The 14,335-nt window shown below is 68.3% G+C and carries 17 protein-coding genes; 9 read left to right on the top strand and 8 right to left on the bottom strand.

Annotation, left to right across the window (positions count from 1 at the left end; all coding sequences use genetic code 11):
• Window positions 1–101: 101 nt before the first annotated feature.
• The 4 genes from ACFWPK_RS03875 to ACFWPK_RS03860 all read right to left on the bottom strand — a co-directional run bounded on the left by ACFWPK_RS03875 (window position 102) and on the right by ACFWPK_RS03860 (window position 3,846).
• Window positions 102–1,295, bottom strand: coding sequence for a serpin family protein (locus tag ACFWPK_RS03875; protein WP_378913024.1), 1,194 nt, complete (start codon window positions 1,293–1,295; stop codon window positions 102–104).
• Window positions 1,296–1,374: 79 nt separating this feature from the next.
• Window positions 1,375–1,998, bottom strand: a complete 624-nt coding sequence (locus tag ACFWPK_RS03870) for an alpha-ketoglutarate-dependent dioxygenase AlkB (RefSeq protein WP_378913023.1) — start codon at window positions 1,996–1,998, stop codon at window positions 1,375–1,377.
• 61 nt (window positions 1,999–2,059) lie between these two features.
• Window positions 2,060–2,731, bottom strand: coding sequence for an HD domain-containing protein (locus ACFWPK_RS03865; protein WP_378913022.1), 672 nt, complete (start codon window positions 2,729–2,731; stop codon window positions 2,060–2,062).
• 149 nt (window positions 2,732–2,880) lie between these two features.
• Complete coding sequence (locus ACFWPK_RS03860) at window positions 2,881–3,846, bottom strand: zinc-binding alcohol dehydrogenase family protein (protein WP_378913021.1); 966 nt, start codon at window positions 3,844–3,846, stop codon at window positions 2,881–2,883.
• A gap of 99 nt (window positions 3,847–3,945) precedes the next feature.
• Here ACFWPK_RS03860 and ACFWPK_RS03855 point away from each other — a divergent pair, with 99 nt between their 5' ends.
• The 4 genes from ACFWPK_RS03855 (at window position 3,946) to ACFWPK_RS03840 (ending at window position 7,851) form a co-directional block, all read left to right on the top strand.
• Window positions 3,946–4,521: a TetR/AcrR family transcriptional regulator gene (locus ACFWPK_RS03855; RefSeq protein WP_378913020.1), complete on the top strand. Its 576-nt coding sequence runs from the start codon at window positions 3,946–3,948 to the stop codon at window positions 4,519–4,521.
• A gap of 59 nt (window positions 4,522–4,580) precedes the next feature.
• Window positions 4,581–5,216 carry a LysE family translocator gene (locus ACFWPK_RS03850; RefSeq protein WP_378913019.1) on the top strand — a complete coding sequence of 212 codons (636 nt, stop codon included), beginning with the start codon at window positions 4,581–4,583 and terminating at the stop codon, window positions 5,214–5,216.
• A 135-nt stretch (window positions 5,217–5,351) separates the two neighbouring features.
• The gene (locus ACFWPK_RS03845) at window positions 5,352–6,875 is read left to right on the top strand and encodes an FAD-dependent monooxygenase (protein ID WP_378913018.1); all 1,524 of its coding nucleotides are present in this window, start codon (window positions 5,352–5,354) and stop codon (window positions 6,873–6,875) included.
• Between the two features lie 64 nt (window positions 6,876–6,939).
• Window positions 6,940–7,851 (top strand): DMT family transporter, encoded by a 912-nt coding sequence (locus tag ACFWPK_RS03840; protein ID WP_378913017.1) that lies wholly within the window; start codon window positions 6,940–6,942, stop codon window positions 7,849–7,851.
• Between the two features lie 13 nt (window positions 7,852–7,864).
• On the opposite strand, the gene ACFWPK_RS03835 is transcribed toward ACFWPK_RS03840, so the two are convergent.
• From ACFWPK_RS03835 to ACFWPK_RS03820, 4 genes are all read right to left on the bottom strand, one after another.
• Window positions 7,865–8,293 (bottom strand): DUF6463 family protein, encoded by a 429-nt coding sequence (locus ACFWPK_RS03835; protein WP_378913016.1) that lies wholly within the window; start codon window positions 8,291–8,293, stop codon window positions 7,865–7,867.
• 130 nt (window positions 8,294–8,423) lie between these two features.
• Window positions 8,424–8,714, bottom strand: a complete 291-nt coding sequence (locus tag ACFWPK_RS03830) for a hypothetical protein (protein WP_378913015.1) — start codon at window positions 8,712–8,714, stop codon at window positions 8,424–8,426.
• A gap of 195 nt (window positions 8,715–8,909) precedes the next feature.
• On the bottom strand, window positions 8,910–9,494 hold the full coding sequence (locus ACFWPK_RS03825) for a GNAT family N-acetyltransferase (RefSeq protein WP_378913014.1): 585 nt from the start codon (window positions 9,492–9,494) through the stop codon (window positions 8,910–8,912).
• A gap of 64 nt (window positions 9,495–9,558) precedes the next feature.
• Window positions 9,559–10,116: a TetR/AcrR family transcriptional regulator gene (locus ACFWPK_RS03820; protein ID WP_378913013.1), complete on the bottom strand. Its 558-nt coding sequence runs from the start codon at window positions 10,114–10,116 to the stop codon at window positions 9,559–9,561.
• Between the two features lie 101 nt (window positions 10,117–10,217).
• On the opposite strand from ACFWPK_RS03820, the gene ACFWPK_RS03815 reads away from it, so the two are divergent.
• The 5 genes from ACFWPK_RS03815 (at window position 10,218) to ACFWPK_RS03795 (ending at window position 14,335) form a co-directional block, all read left to right on the top strand.
• Window positions 10,218–11,069 (top strand): SAM-dependent methyltransferase, encoded by an 852-nt coding sequence (locus tag ACFWPK_RS03815; protein ID WP_378913012.1) that lies wholly within the window; start codon window positions 10,218–10,220, stop codon window positions 11,067–11,069.
• Entirely contained in the window at window positions 11,066–11,221 is a 156-nt protein-coding gene (locus tag ACFWPK_RS03810; RefSeq protein ID WP_378913011.1) for a hypothetical protein, read from the top strand. The genes ACFWPK_RS03815 and ACFWPK_RS03810 overlap by 4 nt, the downstream gene beginning before the upstream one ends.
• Window positions 11,222–11,374: 153 nt before the next feature.
• Window positions 11,375–12,010, top strand: coding sequence for a bifunctional pyr operon transcriptional regulator/uracil phosphoribosyltransferase PyrR (pyrR, locus tag ACFWPK_RS03805; protein ID WP_378627016.1), 636 nt, complete (start codon window positions 11,375–11,377; stop codon window positions 12,008–12,010).
• 76 nt (window positions 12,011–12,086) lie between these two features.
• A complete protein-coding gene (locus ACFWPK_RS03800) occupies window positions 12,087–13,040 on the top strand; it encodes an aspartate carbamoyltransferase catalytic subunit (RefSeq protein WP_378913010.1) in 954 nt (317 codons plus the stop codon).
• Window positions 13,037–14,335, top strand: a complete 1,299-nt coding sequence (locus tag ACFWPK_RS03795; protein WP_378913009.1) for a dihydroorotase — start codon at window positions 13,037–13,039, stop codon at window positions 14,333–14,335. The genes ACFWPK_RS03800 and ACFWPK_RS03795 overlap by 4 nt, the downstream gene beginning before the upstream one ends.

Below are 14,335 nucleotides of genomic sequence, written 5' to 3'. Positions count from 1 at the left end.
GCACCTGACTGCGGACTTCTACCAGGATACGGCCTCCACCAGCTGTATCGAAACCGAATCCTGTTGCTGAGCAACGTCTTCGGCAATGTCGATTACCGATCTCACCACGGCGGCCCCGGGCTCGGACCCCGCGCGGGCGCCTCGCCGACCGGCCGGACCCACTCCACCGGCGGCTTCGTGACCTGACCTGCCACCAAGACCAGTCCGGTCGGCCGATCCACCGCGAGAAATCCGAAGGGCCGGTCGATGTTCACCGACGTGATCGTCGACCATGTCTTCTGCGGCATGCCGCCCGGGCATATCGCCACGGCCGTCACTGCGGCCGCTTCGAAGCCTGCGGCGTCGAAGCGCGCCATGACATTCTGGCCCGCGGCGTCCAGTGCGAGCGGATCATCGGCGAGTCCGGCGAAATGGGAACCGGGATTGTTCATCGCGGTGTGCAGCCCGAACAGTGCCGCATGGCGGGTGAGGTCGTGTTCGTTCTCGACTTCGAACGGCGGCAGCTCCAGCACGACGGAATCGCCGCCGCCGTAGGTCTCCCGTCGGCTCACCGAGAGGCAGGGCGCTGTCGTGCCGACCGGCAGTTCTGTCCGCACGCCGACGGCCCCGTCCAGCGCCGCGAGGCCGACGGCGACACCGTGGCGCGGATCCGCTCCGATCAGCAGATGCACATCGAGTTCGCCTTTGCCCGTGACGATCACGCGGGTGACGTCGTCGCCGAGTACCGACACACTGCCGTCGGGATGGCTCGTCCGGTACAGGCCGGGACCCCGATGTCCCTGCCACGGACCGGTTTCCGGTGTGTAGAGAATCTCGTCGAACGGACTCACCCAGCGAGTGCGTGCCAGCAGGGCGGTGGCCAGCGCGAGGACGGTATCCGGGGTGATCGGCACCGGAAACTTCTTGATCAACCCCCGGGTCTGCTCCTGTGCCCACGCATCGAGTGCCGCCGGATCGCCCAGCTCACCGACCGTCCCCGCGGGCATACTGCGAACCCATTCCTCGCGCAAGGTCAGCTCCGGCCGAACCCATGCCCCGATCGCCGTCGACACCTCCCGCGAAGTATCCAGCGATTTCAGCATATCCAGCCCGGCCGCATGCGCCTGCTCGGCTGGAATCCCCACCACCGCAGCGAGTTCGTCCCGCGACCGCCCGGACGCCGCCCCGGCCAGCACTGCCAGCAACGGCCACAGCCCCGCCCCCGACACCACCGCGTCCTCGCCCCCGAACGTCGCGCACCACCGCCCCGTCAACGCATTCGACGCCCGCGCATGCGGCGAAAGTGAACTCCCCATCCCCGGATCCTACGACCAGCCACCGACAATCCGCCACGTCAGCGAAATCCGTAAGTATTGCTCAACGCGGCAAAACGGCTCACCGGACGCCGCGTGGGCGGAACTGGATGCTGATGCGGGGTCCGACGGGGCGTGCGGTCTTGGGAACCGCGTGCTCCCAGGTGCGTTGACACGCCCCACCCATCACCAGCAGATCCCCGTGCCCCACCGTGAACCGCACGCTGGCACCCCCACCGCGCGGGCGCAGCAGCAGCGAACGCGGCGCCCCGACCGACACGATCGCGACCATCGTGTCGTGGGTGGCGCCGCGGCCGATCGTGTCCCCGTGCCAGGCGACGCTGTCGCGGCCGTCGCGATAGAAACACAGCCCGGCCGTCCGGAACGGTTCACCGAGCTCGGCCGCGTAATGCGCGGTCAGCGCCGCGCGCGCTTCGACCAGAATGTGATCCGGCAGCGGATCGTTCTCCCCGAAGAACGACACCAGCCGCGGCACGTCGACCACCCGGTCGTACATCGGCCTGCGTTCGGCATGCCAGGGAACGCGCTCGGCCAGCCGGTCGAACAGCTGACTCGCGCCGCTCAGCCAGCCGGGCAGCGCATCGACCCAGCTGGTCGCGTCGAGTGGGGTGCGCCGGATCGCCTCGATCGAACCCAGGGCAATCGCATCACCGTCGAACAGTGAACCTTGCAGGGGCAGCGACATGAGCGCCAGTCTACAACGTGTTCGAATGTATGTTCGATAAGCGGTGCGTTCCTGCGTCGGATCAGTCCTGCCAGCCACTCGCGTCGAGAATCATGTCCCAGGAGTAGGGCACCAACTCCGGATGACGCAGCCGGAGGATCTCGCCCGGCAGCGAGCCCGGTGGTGCCTTGCGCGGGTCGGCGACCGCCTGGCGTTCGATGGCGTCGGTGAGGGCACGCGTGCCGCCGAGGCGCGGATAGGTGGCGTGGACCAGGTCCGCGAAGCCGGGGGGTAGGTCGCCGGGGCCGCCGGCCACGTCGAGACCGATGCCGGTGACCGCGATCCAGATGGCGGCGGGTCGCCGACGGCGGTACACGGGTGAGTCGCTGAGACCGGTCGTGTGTGCGGCGATGGCGTCCCAGATGATGTCCACGCGCTCATCGTGGACACCCTGCGCTTCGAGGAACTCGGCCGCGAAATCCGCGCCGTCCACCTCGAATCGCTGTGTGCCGTTGGCACGTTCGGACAGGCCGATATCGTGCAGCGCGCAGATGAGGAACATGAGCTCCTCGTCGTAGTCCGTGCCGGGCCGCAAGCCCTTGGCGGCGGCGTGGGCGCGCCCGAACAGGAACCCGCGAATGCTGTGATGACACACCGGCATTTCGAGGGCGTCGGCGATCAGCCGGTGGGTTTCGTTCGCGAGTGGCGTGGACGGTAGTGCCAGCGAGTCGATGCCGGATGTTGTCTGCGACATGGGGTTTGCTCCTTCGGTGTGCCCGGTTGCGTGACGTCCACCAACCTTCAGGATGGTTGAAGCATAACCCAAGTTTCAATTAGGCTAAAGGTTGGTGGGAATCGAGCACACAGAAGCGCCTTCTTAGTGTGTCGCGGCCGCCGGATTCGTCACGGACGCAACAGAACGGTGCCGAACGCGACCCGGTCTTCCAGCATTCGGTGCGCGTCCGCGGCGCCGGCGAGGGGGAGAACCGAGTGGACCACAGGTGTCAGCAGGCCCTGCGCCGAAGCCGTCAGAGCCGCCGATCGCTGCCGCGCGACTTCGCCGAGCCAGGCGGTGCCCGCGCAGCCGGTGAGCGTGAGCCCACGCAGGATCAGATCGGTGACGCCCAGCTGCGCGGGTGCGCCGTCGAGCCAGCCGTAGCTGAGAATCCGGCCGCGCAGTGGCGTGATCGAGTCGAGCAGCGGTGTCAGTGAATCGCCCCCGATGGAATCGAACACGACATCGACCGTGCCGCCTGCGAGCAGGTCGGCGAGCTGGTTCGCCCAGTCGGGCGCGGTGTGGTCGAGCACCTCGTGCGCACCGTTGGCGCGAGCGAGGCCGGCTTTCTGTGCCCCGCCCGCGGTGCCGATGACGCGCACGCCCGCGGCGGCGCACAGCTGGGTGAGGCAGCTGCCGACACCGGTGGCTGCCGCTTCGATCAGGACGGTCGCGCCCGCGGCGACGGCTGCGGTCTGCATCAGCGCCAGTGCCACCGACCCCGGCATCAGGATCGCGGCGGCGTGCTCGGTGGTCAGCCCGTCCGGGATCACCGTCACCGAATCGGCTTCGGCGACAACGAGTTCGGCGTAGGAACCGAAGCCGTTGGTCGACGCGACCACCCGTGCGCCGAGCAATCCCCGATCAACGCCCGCGCCGATGTCGACAACAGTGCCCGCTGCCTGGAACCCGAAGACCTCGGGCAGCGGCGCGGGGAAGGGGAACGCACCTGCCCGGACCTTGGTCTCCGGGTACAGCACCGGCACAACCTCTGCTCGGACGGCGACCTGCCCGTCGCCCGGACGAGGTTCGCCGACCTCCCGTGCCACCAGGACCTCGGGTACGCCCGTCTCTGTCATTACGATTGCCTGCATCAGAACTCCATAAGTTGACTGTCGGTCCAGATATCTCGAACGATATGGACCGTCGGTCAACTTGTCAACGGATCGGCGGGTGCCGAGAAAGCGGGTGCGATGACCGACCGACGTCCCACCGAACGCGCCGATGCCGCGCGCAACCGTCGAGCGATCCTCGACGCCACCGCCGCGCTGCTGGCCGAACACGGCGCGGCCGGGGTGACGATGGATCGGGTGGCGGCAGCGGCAGGCGTCGGGAAGGGCACCATCTTCCACCGGTTCGGTAGCCGCGCGGGCCTGCTCTACGAGCTCGTCGCCGAGGGTGCGGCCGGGCTGATGACGGCGGTCTCGACCGGCCCACCGCCCCTGGGGCCGGGCGCACCGGCGACCGACCGGCTACTCGCCTTCTTCGACGCCATGACGAGCCTGGTCACCGACGACGTGGAACTGATCGCGGCCTACCAGGCGATGCCGCCACATCCCCGCAGCGCCGAATTCCACACCTTCTGGGCACAGCACATCAGCACCCTCTTACGCGAGGCCCGCCCCGACATCGACGCCGACACCGTTGGCGCGCTGTTGCTTTCGACGGTCGGCGGGGAACTCGCTCAGCAACTGGCCAGGGCGGGGGAGGTCGACCGTTTACGCTCGGGCATAGCGGAATTGGTTCGTTCGGTGCTGCGCGCTCCCTGAGCCGCAGCGTCACCGGATTCCGCCGCGGCGCACGATCGACGGCGGCTACGCTTCGACAGATGGTTCCGCTGTCGAATGCCGCGGCCTTCGCCGTTGCCTCCCTGATCATCATCGTGATTCCAGGTCCGAACGTGCTGTTCGCGATCGGTCGAGCACTGACGCTGGGGCGCCGGTCCGCTGTGCTGTCGGTCGCGGGTGCCGTCGCCGGATCGTTCGTACCCTTGGTCGCGGTGTCGGTGGGCTTGGGTGCGATCTTGATGGCCTCGGCGACGTTGTTCCTGCTCGTGAAGATCGTCGGAGCCGGGTATCTGATCTATCTGGGCATCGCGACGATCCGGCAGCGGAAGGAGCTGGCGGCGGCCTTGCAATCGAAAGCCCCGAGTATCGGTGGAAGTCGGGTGCTCAGGCAGGGATTCATCGTCGGCGTGACCAACCCCAAGACGATCGTGTTCTTCGGCGCGGTCCTTCCGCAGTTCGCGGTTCCGGCCGAAGGTGGGCTGCCCGCGCAGTTGCTGATCCTCGGCGCGATCTTCCTGACGATCCAAGCGCTGTCGGATGGTTGCTGGGCGCTGCTCGCGGCGACGGCGCGTTCGTGGTTCGTGCGTTCTCCGCGTCGACTGGAAACTGTCGGCAGCACCGGCGGGCTGATGATCATCGGAGTCGGGGCGGGGATGGCGCTGTCCGGGACCGGCTGACGCGGCCGACACACTCGTTGCCCCTTCTAACTTATAGCTCACCCGGGGGCTTGCGGCAAGGCCCCGGTGGTGCTGCACAATCGCTGGGCAATGCAGGGACCAGCCACATTCGGGAGTGACAACAACATGCAAGAGATGACCACCGACGTGATCGTTGTCGGCGCCGGGCCCGCCGGATTGATGCTCGCGGGGGAGCTGGGTCGGACCGGGGTACGGCCGTTGGTGCTCGAACGCCGGGAACAGCCCGGTACCGCGCAGAAGGCCAGCGGTCTCGGTGGGCGGATTCTGGATGTATTGCGCTTCCGTGGACTGCTCGACCGGATGACGGCGGTCAGCGGCGACCCGAGTCCGAAGCCGATCTTCCCCTTCGGCGGTGTGTACCTCGACTTCACCGGTCTCGACGAAACTCCGATGCACGCCATGGCGATTCCGCAGGCGCGGGTCGAGGAGCTCCTCGCCGAGGACGCCGTCGACCTCGGCGCCGAGATCCGGCGCGGACACGAGGTGGTCGCGGTGACCCAGGACGACGACGCGGTGATCGCGCAGGTGAACGGGCCGGACGGGCCGTACCGGGTGCGCGCCCGCTACCTGGTCGGCTGCGACGGTGGCCGCAGCCGGATCCGCGAACTGGCGGGAATCGAATTCCCCGGCAGCACCTATCCGGAGGTCAACCGGTTGGCGGTGGTCGCAGTGCACGAGTCGGTGACCGTGCTCGCCGACGGCGGGATCGAGGTACCCGGCCTCGGCCGGATCGATCCGGGATTCACCCGCACCGACAACGGGGTGTTCGCGCTCGGACGGGTCAGCACCGAGGACCGGGTGATGTTCTTCCAGACCACCGAGAACGACGAAGCCGAATACGACAACGACGAACCGCTGACCATGGCCGAACTCGGCGACAGCGTGCGGCGTGTGCTCGGCGCGGAGGTTCCGCTGGGCGCGCCGACTCGCTTGTCGCGCTACCAGTTCCAGGACCGGCAGGCGGAGAACTACCGGGTGGGCAGGGTTTTCCTGGCCGGTGACGCCGCCCACCTGCTGCCCGCCACCGGTGCCGCGATGAACCTCGGCATGACCGATTCGGTGAACCTGGCCTGGAAGCTGGCCGCCGACATCGGCGGTTGGGCGCCGGCGGACCTGCTCGACACCTATCACTCCGAACGTCACTTCGCCGGTGGCCGCGCACTGCTGCAGACCCGCGCCCAGGCGGCACTGCGCCATGGCCAGGATCCCGCCGCGGAGGCATTGCGCGCGGTGTTCCAGGAACTCCTCTCCGACGAACCCGCGCTGCGCCGCATGGGAGCCCTCGTGGCGGGCGCCGATCTGCGCTACCCGGAACCCGGAAACCGTTCGCTCACCGGCACTTTCGTGCCCGATCTGATCCTGGACACCGACCAGGGCAGCACCACCGTCGCCGAACTCATGCACGCCGCGCGACCGATCTTCCTCGACCTGGCCGACCGCGCCGACCTGCGCGAGATCGTCGGGGAGTGGGCGCCGCGCGTCGAGATCCACTCGGCCAAGACTGTCGATCGCCCGGCCGATGCTCTCCTGATCCGCCCCGATGGTCACATCGCCTGGGCGGCGACGATCGACGAGCCATCGGACACCGCCGCAGCCGATATGCGTGCGGCGCTGACCAAGTGGTTCGGCGTCCAGTAATCGCGCCGACGCGGGAAGTCCGCGGCGCGTTGAAATCCGTGCCCTTCTGTGGATTACTCCTGGGATGAATTCGATCTCGACAACCGAACGGTCGGCGACGCGCTCGCTACCCGGCTGGTCGGTGCCGATGGTGTTCATCGTCGCGGCGACCTCGCAATATGTGGGCGCGGCCCTCGGCGTATTCCTGTTCGACACCACCGAACCGGCCACCGTCGCCTGGCTGCGCGCCGCCGCGGCGGGGGTGGCGTTGCTGGCGTGGCGGCGCCCGTGGCGAACCCGCTGGACGCGGCGGGGCATCGCGACGGCGGCGGGCTTCGGAATCGTCACCGTGTCGATGAACATCGTGTTCTACGAGGCGATCGCGCGCATCCCGCTCGGCACCGCCGTCGCGATCGAATTCCTCGGTCCGGTCGCCGTCGCGACGCTGGGCTCGCGACGCGCGCGCGACCTGCTCGCTGTGGCGCTGGTGGCGGTCGGGGTGGTGTTGCTGGCCGGTGTGCAACTCGACGTCGAGCCGGTCGGGGTGGGTTTCGCGCTCGCCTCGGCCGTTCTGTGGGCGGCCTACATCCTGGTCGGCAAACGCGTCGCCGACACCGGTGACGGCCAGGATTCCCTGGCTGTCGGCATGGCGGCCGCGGCAGTGTTGCTGGCGCCGTTCGTGCTGATCCCGCAGCTGGCGATCGACGCCGCGGTGTTCGCCGACCCGCGGACCTGGCTGCTCGGACTCGGCGTCGGCGTGCTGTCGAGCGCGGTGCCGTACGCGCTGGATCAGGTGGTGCTGACCGCGGTGGGCCGTGCGCGATTCGCCTTGCTGCTCGCGTTGCTCCCGGCGACCGCGACCGTCGTCGGCGCGATCGCTCTCGCGCAACGGCCCACCGCGCTGGAACTCGCGGGCATCGCACTGGTCATGCTGGCGTTGACGATCAGTGCGCTGCCCACCCGTCAGGCTGCGCCGGAACCGCCCGCGCCGCTGTGACGGTTCGACTCGATCATGCGCGGGATACCAGGTCCGGCGATGGTCTTCCGGCAGGTGTAGCGGCGCTGCGGATTCCGCGCAGGAGCATGACCGCGGCAACCACCACGATCGGTCCCGGGGTCGGCTCGACGACGACGGCACACATCACGCCCCAGCCGAGCACCATCCAGGCCAGGAAGAGCGGCGGAACGATCCCGTTCCGTTCCATCCAGACAACGAGCAGTCCGACAATGAACAGTGGCCAGCCGAACCCGGCGGGGTTGGCCCAGAAGGCGTTGGCCGCACCGGTGTCCTCCCACCAATGCCCCCACAGGTCCAACGACAGCCAGTCATCGAAATAGGACCAGCTGGCCAGCATGCCGAGCGTGAGATGCCCGATGCCGATGATCGCGATGACCCGCCCTGCCCACTTGATCGTCCGATTCACACTCGGCCGTTCCATAGCTGACTCCCAACCTCTATACGGAACCGTACAAATCCGAGCGTATCGGCACATATACGGGTGCGTATAGAGGGTGGGATATGGCATGTGGCACACGAGGAACGCTGACCTCGGCGGCGAATCGGCGAGGTCAGTTGCCCTGGGCCAGATAGTTGTAGATTTCGTGGATTTCGATGGTGGGCTGGTTGGGCATGCCCACTTCCATGCCGATGGGGCCGAGGGTGGTTTCGGCGAAGCTCTGGAACTGCTCGGGGGATTCCCAGACATCGGTGACGTGGAACCCGTTGTCGGTCTTTCTGACCAGATGGAACAGCAGGCCGGGGCCGCCCGAGCTGCCGTGCACGAAGCCCATCTTCGCCAGGGCCTGGTCGTACTGTTCGAGGGTCGAGCCGGGGAAGTCGAGTTCGACGGCAACCGTCATGGCGGTCATCTCCTTGCGCGGTCGAGCGGGAGTGGAGTGACTGGGGCCCGGCCCAGCGAACGGCGGGTCGCGATCGAACACCGTGACCCGGCGCTCCGATCGGATCACGATCGCTCTGGGCGGCGGTACGAACTCACCGTCGCGATGTGGTGCGCGTCACAGTCTAGTCCGTGGGTCATCGGCCGACAAGCGACCTCACAGGCCGTCCGAACGGCAGCCTGTTGTCGCCCAGACCATTCCGATACCGGAGTCGGCGGGTGCCGTGCGCGGGCGTGTGGCAGTGCTGACCAGGTCGTATCCGAGCCGCTTCGGCACCGCCGCACTGCGGACATTGGCCGCGTCGCAATGGATTTCGACGCGACCGATATGGGGGAGGGCCAGCGCGGTGGTGGTCAGTGCGTGGGCGGCGCGGGTGATGATTCCCCGGCCGGTGTGGGCGACGTGGCACCAGTAACCGATCTCCAGGGCGCCGGGGTCGATCCGGTCGTGGAGTCCGATGCCGCCCGCCACCTCGCCTCTCGCGGTGAAGATCCCGTACAGATAGCCGCCGTCGGGCGTCGGCCAGTACGCGGCCGAGGTCCGCAGCGATCGGCGTTGTCCGGCGAGCGTCGGTGGCTGCTCCGCCCACGACATCCACGGGCGCAGGTGGGCGTGTGAAGCGGTCAGCGCGGCGAACCGGCGCGTCAGATCGCTGGTTCGCCAGCGGCGCAGCACGAGATCGCCCAGCTCGATCCGCTCCGGCGGTGTCGAGCCGGAATGGGCGCTGGTGCCGATGGTCATGACCGATGATGGCCGACCACGCCTCCACCCGGCAACGTGTTTCCGGGTGCCCGACGGTGACCGGTCAGTGGATCCGGGCGAGAATATCGATCGCGATATCCGTTGCGGCGGTGTGCATCTGGTCGTCGGTCAGCTCGAGATCGCCCATCATCGACAGGCTCCAGCTGATCGCGAGCAGCGCTTGCCGGGCGTGATAGACGTCGAGCGGAGTGGCGCCAGGGCCGGTCATGAGATCGGCGAGGACACGGAATTGATAGCGCAGGCCCGCACCGAAACCGAGGTCGCGGAACGCGGGCTGGTTCTCATGCCAGAACCGCACCATGTCACGGCCGAGGCTGTGGAGTAGCGCGCTGTAGCGGCGCAGGATCTGCTCGGCGCGCTCGGACCCCGGCGGAGCCTGTTCAGCCCAGGTGACGATGTCGTCGATGCCGCGGCGCAGATCGTCGGACAGGCTGACGACGATGTCTTCCTTCGTCCGGAAGTGGTAGTACAGCGCGGCTTTGGTGACACCGAGCCGCTCGGCGATCTCGCGCAGCGACGTCTTCTCGTAGCCGCGCTCGGAGAACAATTCCATCGCCACCGTGCGAATACGTTCCCTGGTGTCGCTACGACGTCCGTCCACGGGGCTTTCCTTTGCTTGACGACCGGCTAGGGCGAGCCTACCGTTCGGACCATGACCGAGATCACTAGCCGGTCGGCAAGTTAGTTCTTCAGGAGGAGTAGATGACACAGGTGAATGTGCCCACCGCAGGGGTGGCACTGACAGCGATCGGGGTCGCGCTGATCCGTGAGCAGGAGTCGCGCAGGCCCGATCGGCTCTACGACGACCCACTCGCCACGGCATTCGTCGACGCCGCGCGCCGCGATTTCGCGAGTACCGAGGGCGGCACAGCGCGGTGGCGACGAGTCGAGGCGCTAGCCGAACAGTTCTTCGCGGGCCGATCCGTCGGCGTTCGGTTGGTCGACGATCAGGTGGCCGAGGCTGTCGCCGCCGGATGCCGCCAGATCGTCCTGCTCGGCGCGGGTCTCGATACCCGCGCCTACCGGCTCGGTCTGCCGGCCGACGTCACCGTCTACGAACTCGACCTGCCCGAGCTGTTCGCTTTCAAAGAACCGGTGCTGCGCGCCGCGGACGCCACACCGACGGCGCGGCGGCACGTCCTGCCGATCGACCTGCGAACAGACTGGGCTGTCCCGTTGCGCGAGCACGGATTTCGCCCCGGCCGACCGACACACTGGATCGACGAGGGCGCGCTGGCGTACCTCCCGCCCGAAGATCACCTCGGCACGGTGGCGACACTGACGGCGCTGTCCGCGCCCGGGAGCCGATTCGGCCTCAGCCGGTTCGCGGTCGATCCCGACGCCGCGCCCTACGCCGAACTCCGCCGACTCGTCGGCGGTGACGATGATGCGCAGACCCCACCGCTGGATGCGGGGCGGCCGGGGGAGCAGTGGCTCGTCGAGCACGGCTGGCGCACCCGGTTCCGCGCGTGGGACGACATGGTCGTTCCGCTCGGCCGAGACGTGGCGGTGAACGACCCGGCAGTCGGTGTCGTGCTCGCCGAGCGGGTGTGATCGAAGGCGAACCATTCGCGCCGGGCGGCGGCAGTTATCAAGGCCGTCCCGACGACGTGAAGGCGATCACGGACCGGTTCGCGCCGGCCGTCACGGCGGCGGTGCGTGGCGGTGAAACATGCGCGCTCACTGGACTTTCGGCGCGCATGTGATCGCCGACACGGCAGCGGTCGTCCATCGGCGGTCCGTGGTCGCGCTCACAGGTGGGCCTACCTGGTCAAAGGCACTCGGTGGCGCTGATAGGCTGACGGGCGAGTTAGGCATCCTTTAACGGACCGTCCGGTGAGGCGGGGAAGGAGGTCGGCATGGCTGTGCCCGAACGGGCGGCCAAAACCGGCGCGGGCGAAACATCGCAGCGGCACACCCCGGAGTGGGTGGCAGCCGGCCGCGAGTTGTTGTCGCCATCGGACGTAACCAGGACCGTAGCGCGTATCGCGCATCAGATCATCGAGAAGACCGCTTTGGATTCCGGCGACGCCGACGCACCGCGGGTGGTTCTCATGGGAATCCCCACCCGCGGCACCACTCTGGCGAACCGGCTGGCGGACAAGATCGAGGAATTCTCCGGTGTGCGTCCCGCGCTCGGCTCCCTCGACATCACGCTGTATCGCGACGACCTGCGCAGCCGCCCGCACCGCCCGCTCGAGCGCACCTCGGTCCCCGACGGCGGCATCGAGAACTCCCTGGTCGTCCTCGTCGACGACGTGCTGTTCTCGGGCCGCACAGTCCGCTCGGCCCTCGACGGCCTGCGCGACCTCGGCCGCCCCCGCGCCGTGCAGCTGGCCGTGCTCATCGACCGCGGCCACCGCGAGCTGCCGATCCGCGCCGACTACGTGGGCAAGAACGTGCCCACCTCGCGCGCCGAGGACATCTCGGTGCTCATGGTCGAGCACGACGGTCGTGACGGCGTGTATCTGCATCAGGAAGGACAGGAGCAGTGAGGGAGCGTAGCGACCGAACCATGGACAGAGCCACCCAGTGGTTCACGCCGGAGCCGAGCGCCAGCGAGGTGGAGGCGTGAAGCACCTTCTGACGGTCGCCGACCTGGATCGCGGCACCGCCACCGAACTCCTCGATGAAGCCGAACGCTTCGAACAGGCCCTGCTCGGCCGCGAGGTGAAGAAGCTGCCGACCCTGCGCGGCCGCACCGTGATGACGGTGTTCTACGAGAACTCCACCCGCACCCGCGTGTCCTTCGAGGTCGCGGGCAAGTGGATGAGCGCCGATGTGATCAACGTGAGTGCGTCGAGTTCTTCTGTCTCCAAAGGTGAATCGCTGCGCGACACCGCGCTCACCCTGCACGCCGCAGGCGCCGACGCGCTGATCGTGCGCCACCCGGCTTCGGGCGCCGCGCACCAGATCGCACGCTGGATGGAGCAGTGGGCCCGCGAGGAGAACCGCGCCGCCCCGTCGATCATCAACGCCGGAGACGGCACCCACCAGCACCCCACCCAGGCCCTGCTCGACGCACTCACCCTGCGTCAGCGCCTCGGCGATATCGAAGGCAAGCGGATCGTGCTGGTCGGCGACATCCTGCACAGCCGGGTCGCCCGCTCCAACGTCTCGCTGCTCAATACTCTCGGCGCCGAAGTGGTGCTGGTCGCGCCGCGCACCCTGCTGCCCGTCGGCGTGGAGGCCTGGCCCGCCCGGGTCTCGAGCTCCCTCGACGCCGAACTGCCCGGTGCCGACGCGGTGATGATGTTGCGCGTGCAGGCCGAGCGGATGAACGGCGGGTTCTTCCCGTCGGCCCGCGAATATTCGATCAACTACGGACTGTCCGAGCGCAGGCTCGCACTGCTCGACGACGACGCGGTGGTCCTGCACCCCGGCCCGATGCTGCGCGGTATGGAAATCGCCTCGGCGGTCGCGGATTCGCCGAAATCGGCTGTGCTGCAGCAGGTCTCGAACGGAGTGCACATGCGGATGGCCGTGTTGTTCCGGCTGCTCGTCGGTCAGGAGGAAACGGTATGAGTGAGCTGCTGATCAAGAACGTCAAGCCCTACGGCGAAGGTGACCCCGTCGACGTGCTGGTGCGCGGCACCATCATCGCCGAGATCGGCACGGGCATCACGGCCTCCGGCGACGCCGACGTGATCGAGGGCAACGGCCAGATCCTGCTGCCCGGCTTCGTCGATCTGCACACGCACCTGCGTGAACCCGGCCGCGAAGACACCGAGACCATCGAAACCGGTTCCGCCGCAGCCGCATTGGGCGGTTACACCGCGGTGTTCGCGATGGCCAACACCAGTCCGGTCGCCGACTCGGTGGTGATCACCGACCACGTGTGGCGTCGCGGCCAGGAAGTCGGCCTCGTCGACGTGTTCCCGGTCGGTGCCGTCACGGTCGGCCTGCAGGGCAAGCAGCTCGCCGAGATGGGCACCATGGCCGCCGGTATCGGCCAGGTCAGGATGTTCTCCGACGACGGCCACTGCGTCGACGACCCGCTGATCATGCGCCGCGCCCTCGAATACGCGAACTCCCTCGGCGTTCTCATCGCCCAGCACGCCGAGGAGCCGCGCCTGACCAAGGGTGCCATCGCGCACGAGGGCCCCAATGCCGCGCGCCTCGGACTGCACGGCTGGCCCCGTGCCGCCGAGGAGTCGATCGTCGCCCGCGACGCGCTGCTCGCTCGCGATGCGAACGCCCGCGTGCACATCTGCCACGCCTCCACCGCGGGCACCGTCGAGCTGGTGAAATGGGCCAAGTCCCAGGGCATCTCGATCACCGCCGAGGTCACCCCGCACCACCTGCTGCTCGACGACTCGCGACTGGAAACCTACGACGCGGTCAACAAGGTGAACCCGCCGCTGCGCGAATCCGCCGACGTGGCCGCCCTGCGCCAGGCGCTGGCCGACGGCATTATCGACTGCGTCGCCACCGACCACGCCCCGCACGCCGAACAGGACAAGTGCTGCGAGTTCGCGGCCGCTCGCCCCGGCATGCTCGGCCTCGAGACGGCGCTGTCGATCATCGTGCAGACGATGGTCGAGCCCGGCCTGCTCGACTGGCGCGGTGTCGCCCGGGTGATGAGCGAGAAGCCCGCCGCGATCGTCGGCCTCGACGACCACGGCCGCCCGATCGCGGTGGGCGAGCCCGCCAACCTCACGCTGATCGACCCCGACGCCGAGTGGACGGTGCGCGGCGCCGAACTGGCGAGCATCTCGAACAACACACCGTTCGAGGACATGACGTTCCCGGCCGAGGTCACAGCCACCGTGCTGCGCGGCCGGGTAACTGCCCGCGAGGGCAAGGCGGTCGGGATCTAG

Origin of the sequence: Nocardia sp. NPDC058519, from assembly GCF_042719755.1 — a bacterium.
Lineage (GTDB): Bacteria > Actinomycetota > Actinomycetes > Mycobacteriales > Mycobacteriaceae > Nocardia.
Note: the sequence above shows the minus strand (reverse complement) of the source record. Positions and strands in the feature narration are given on the sequence as shown.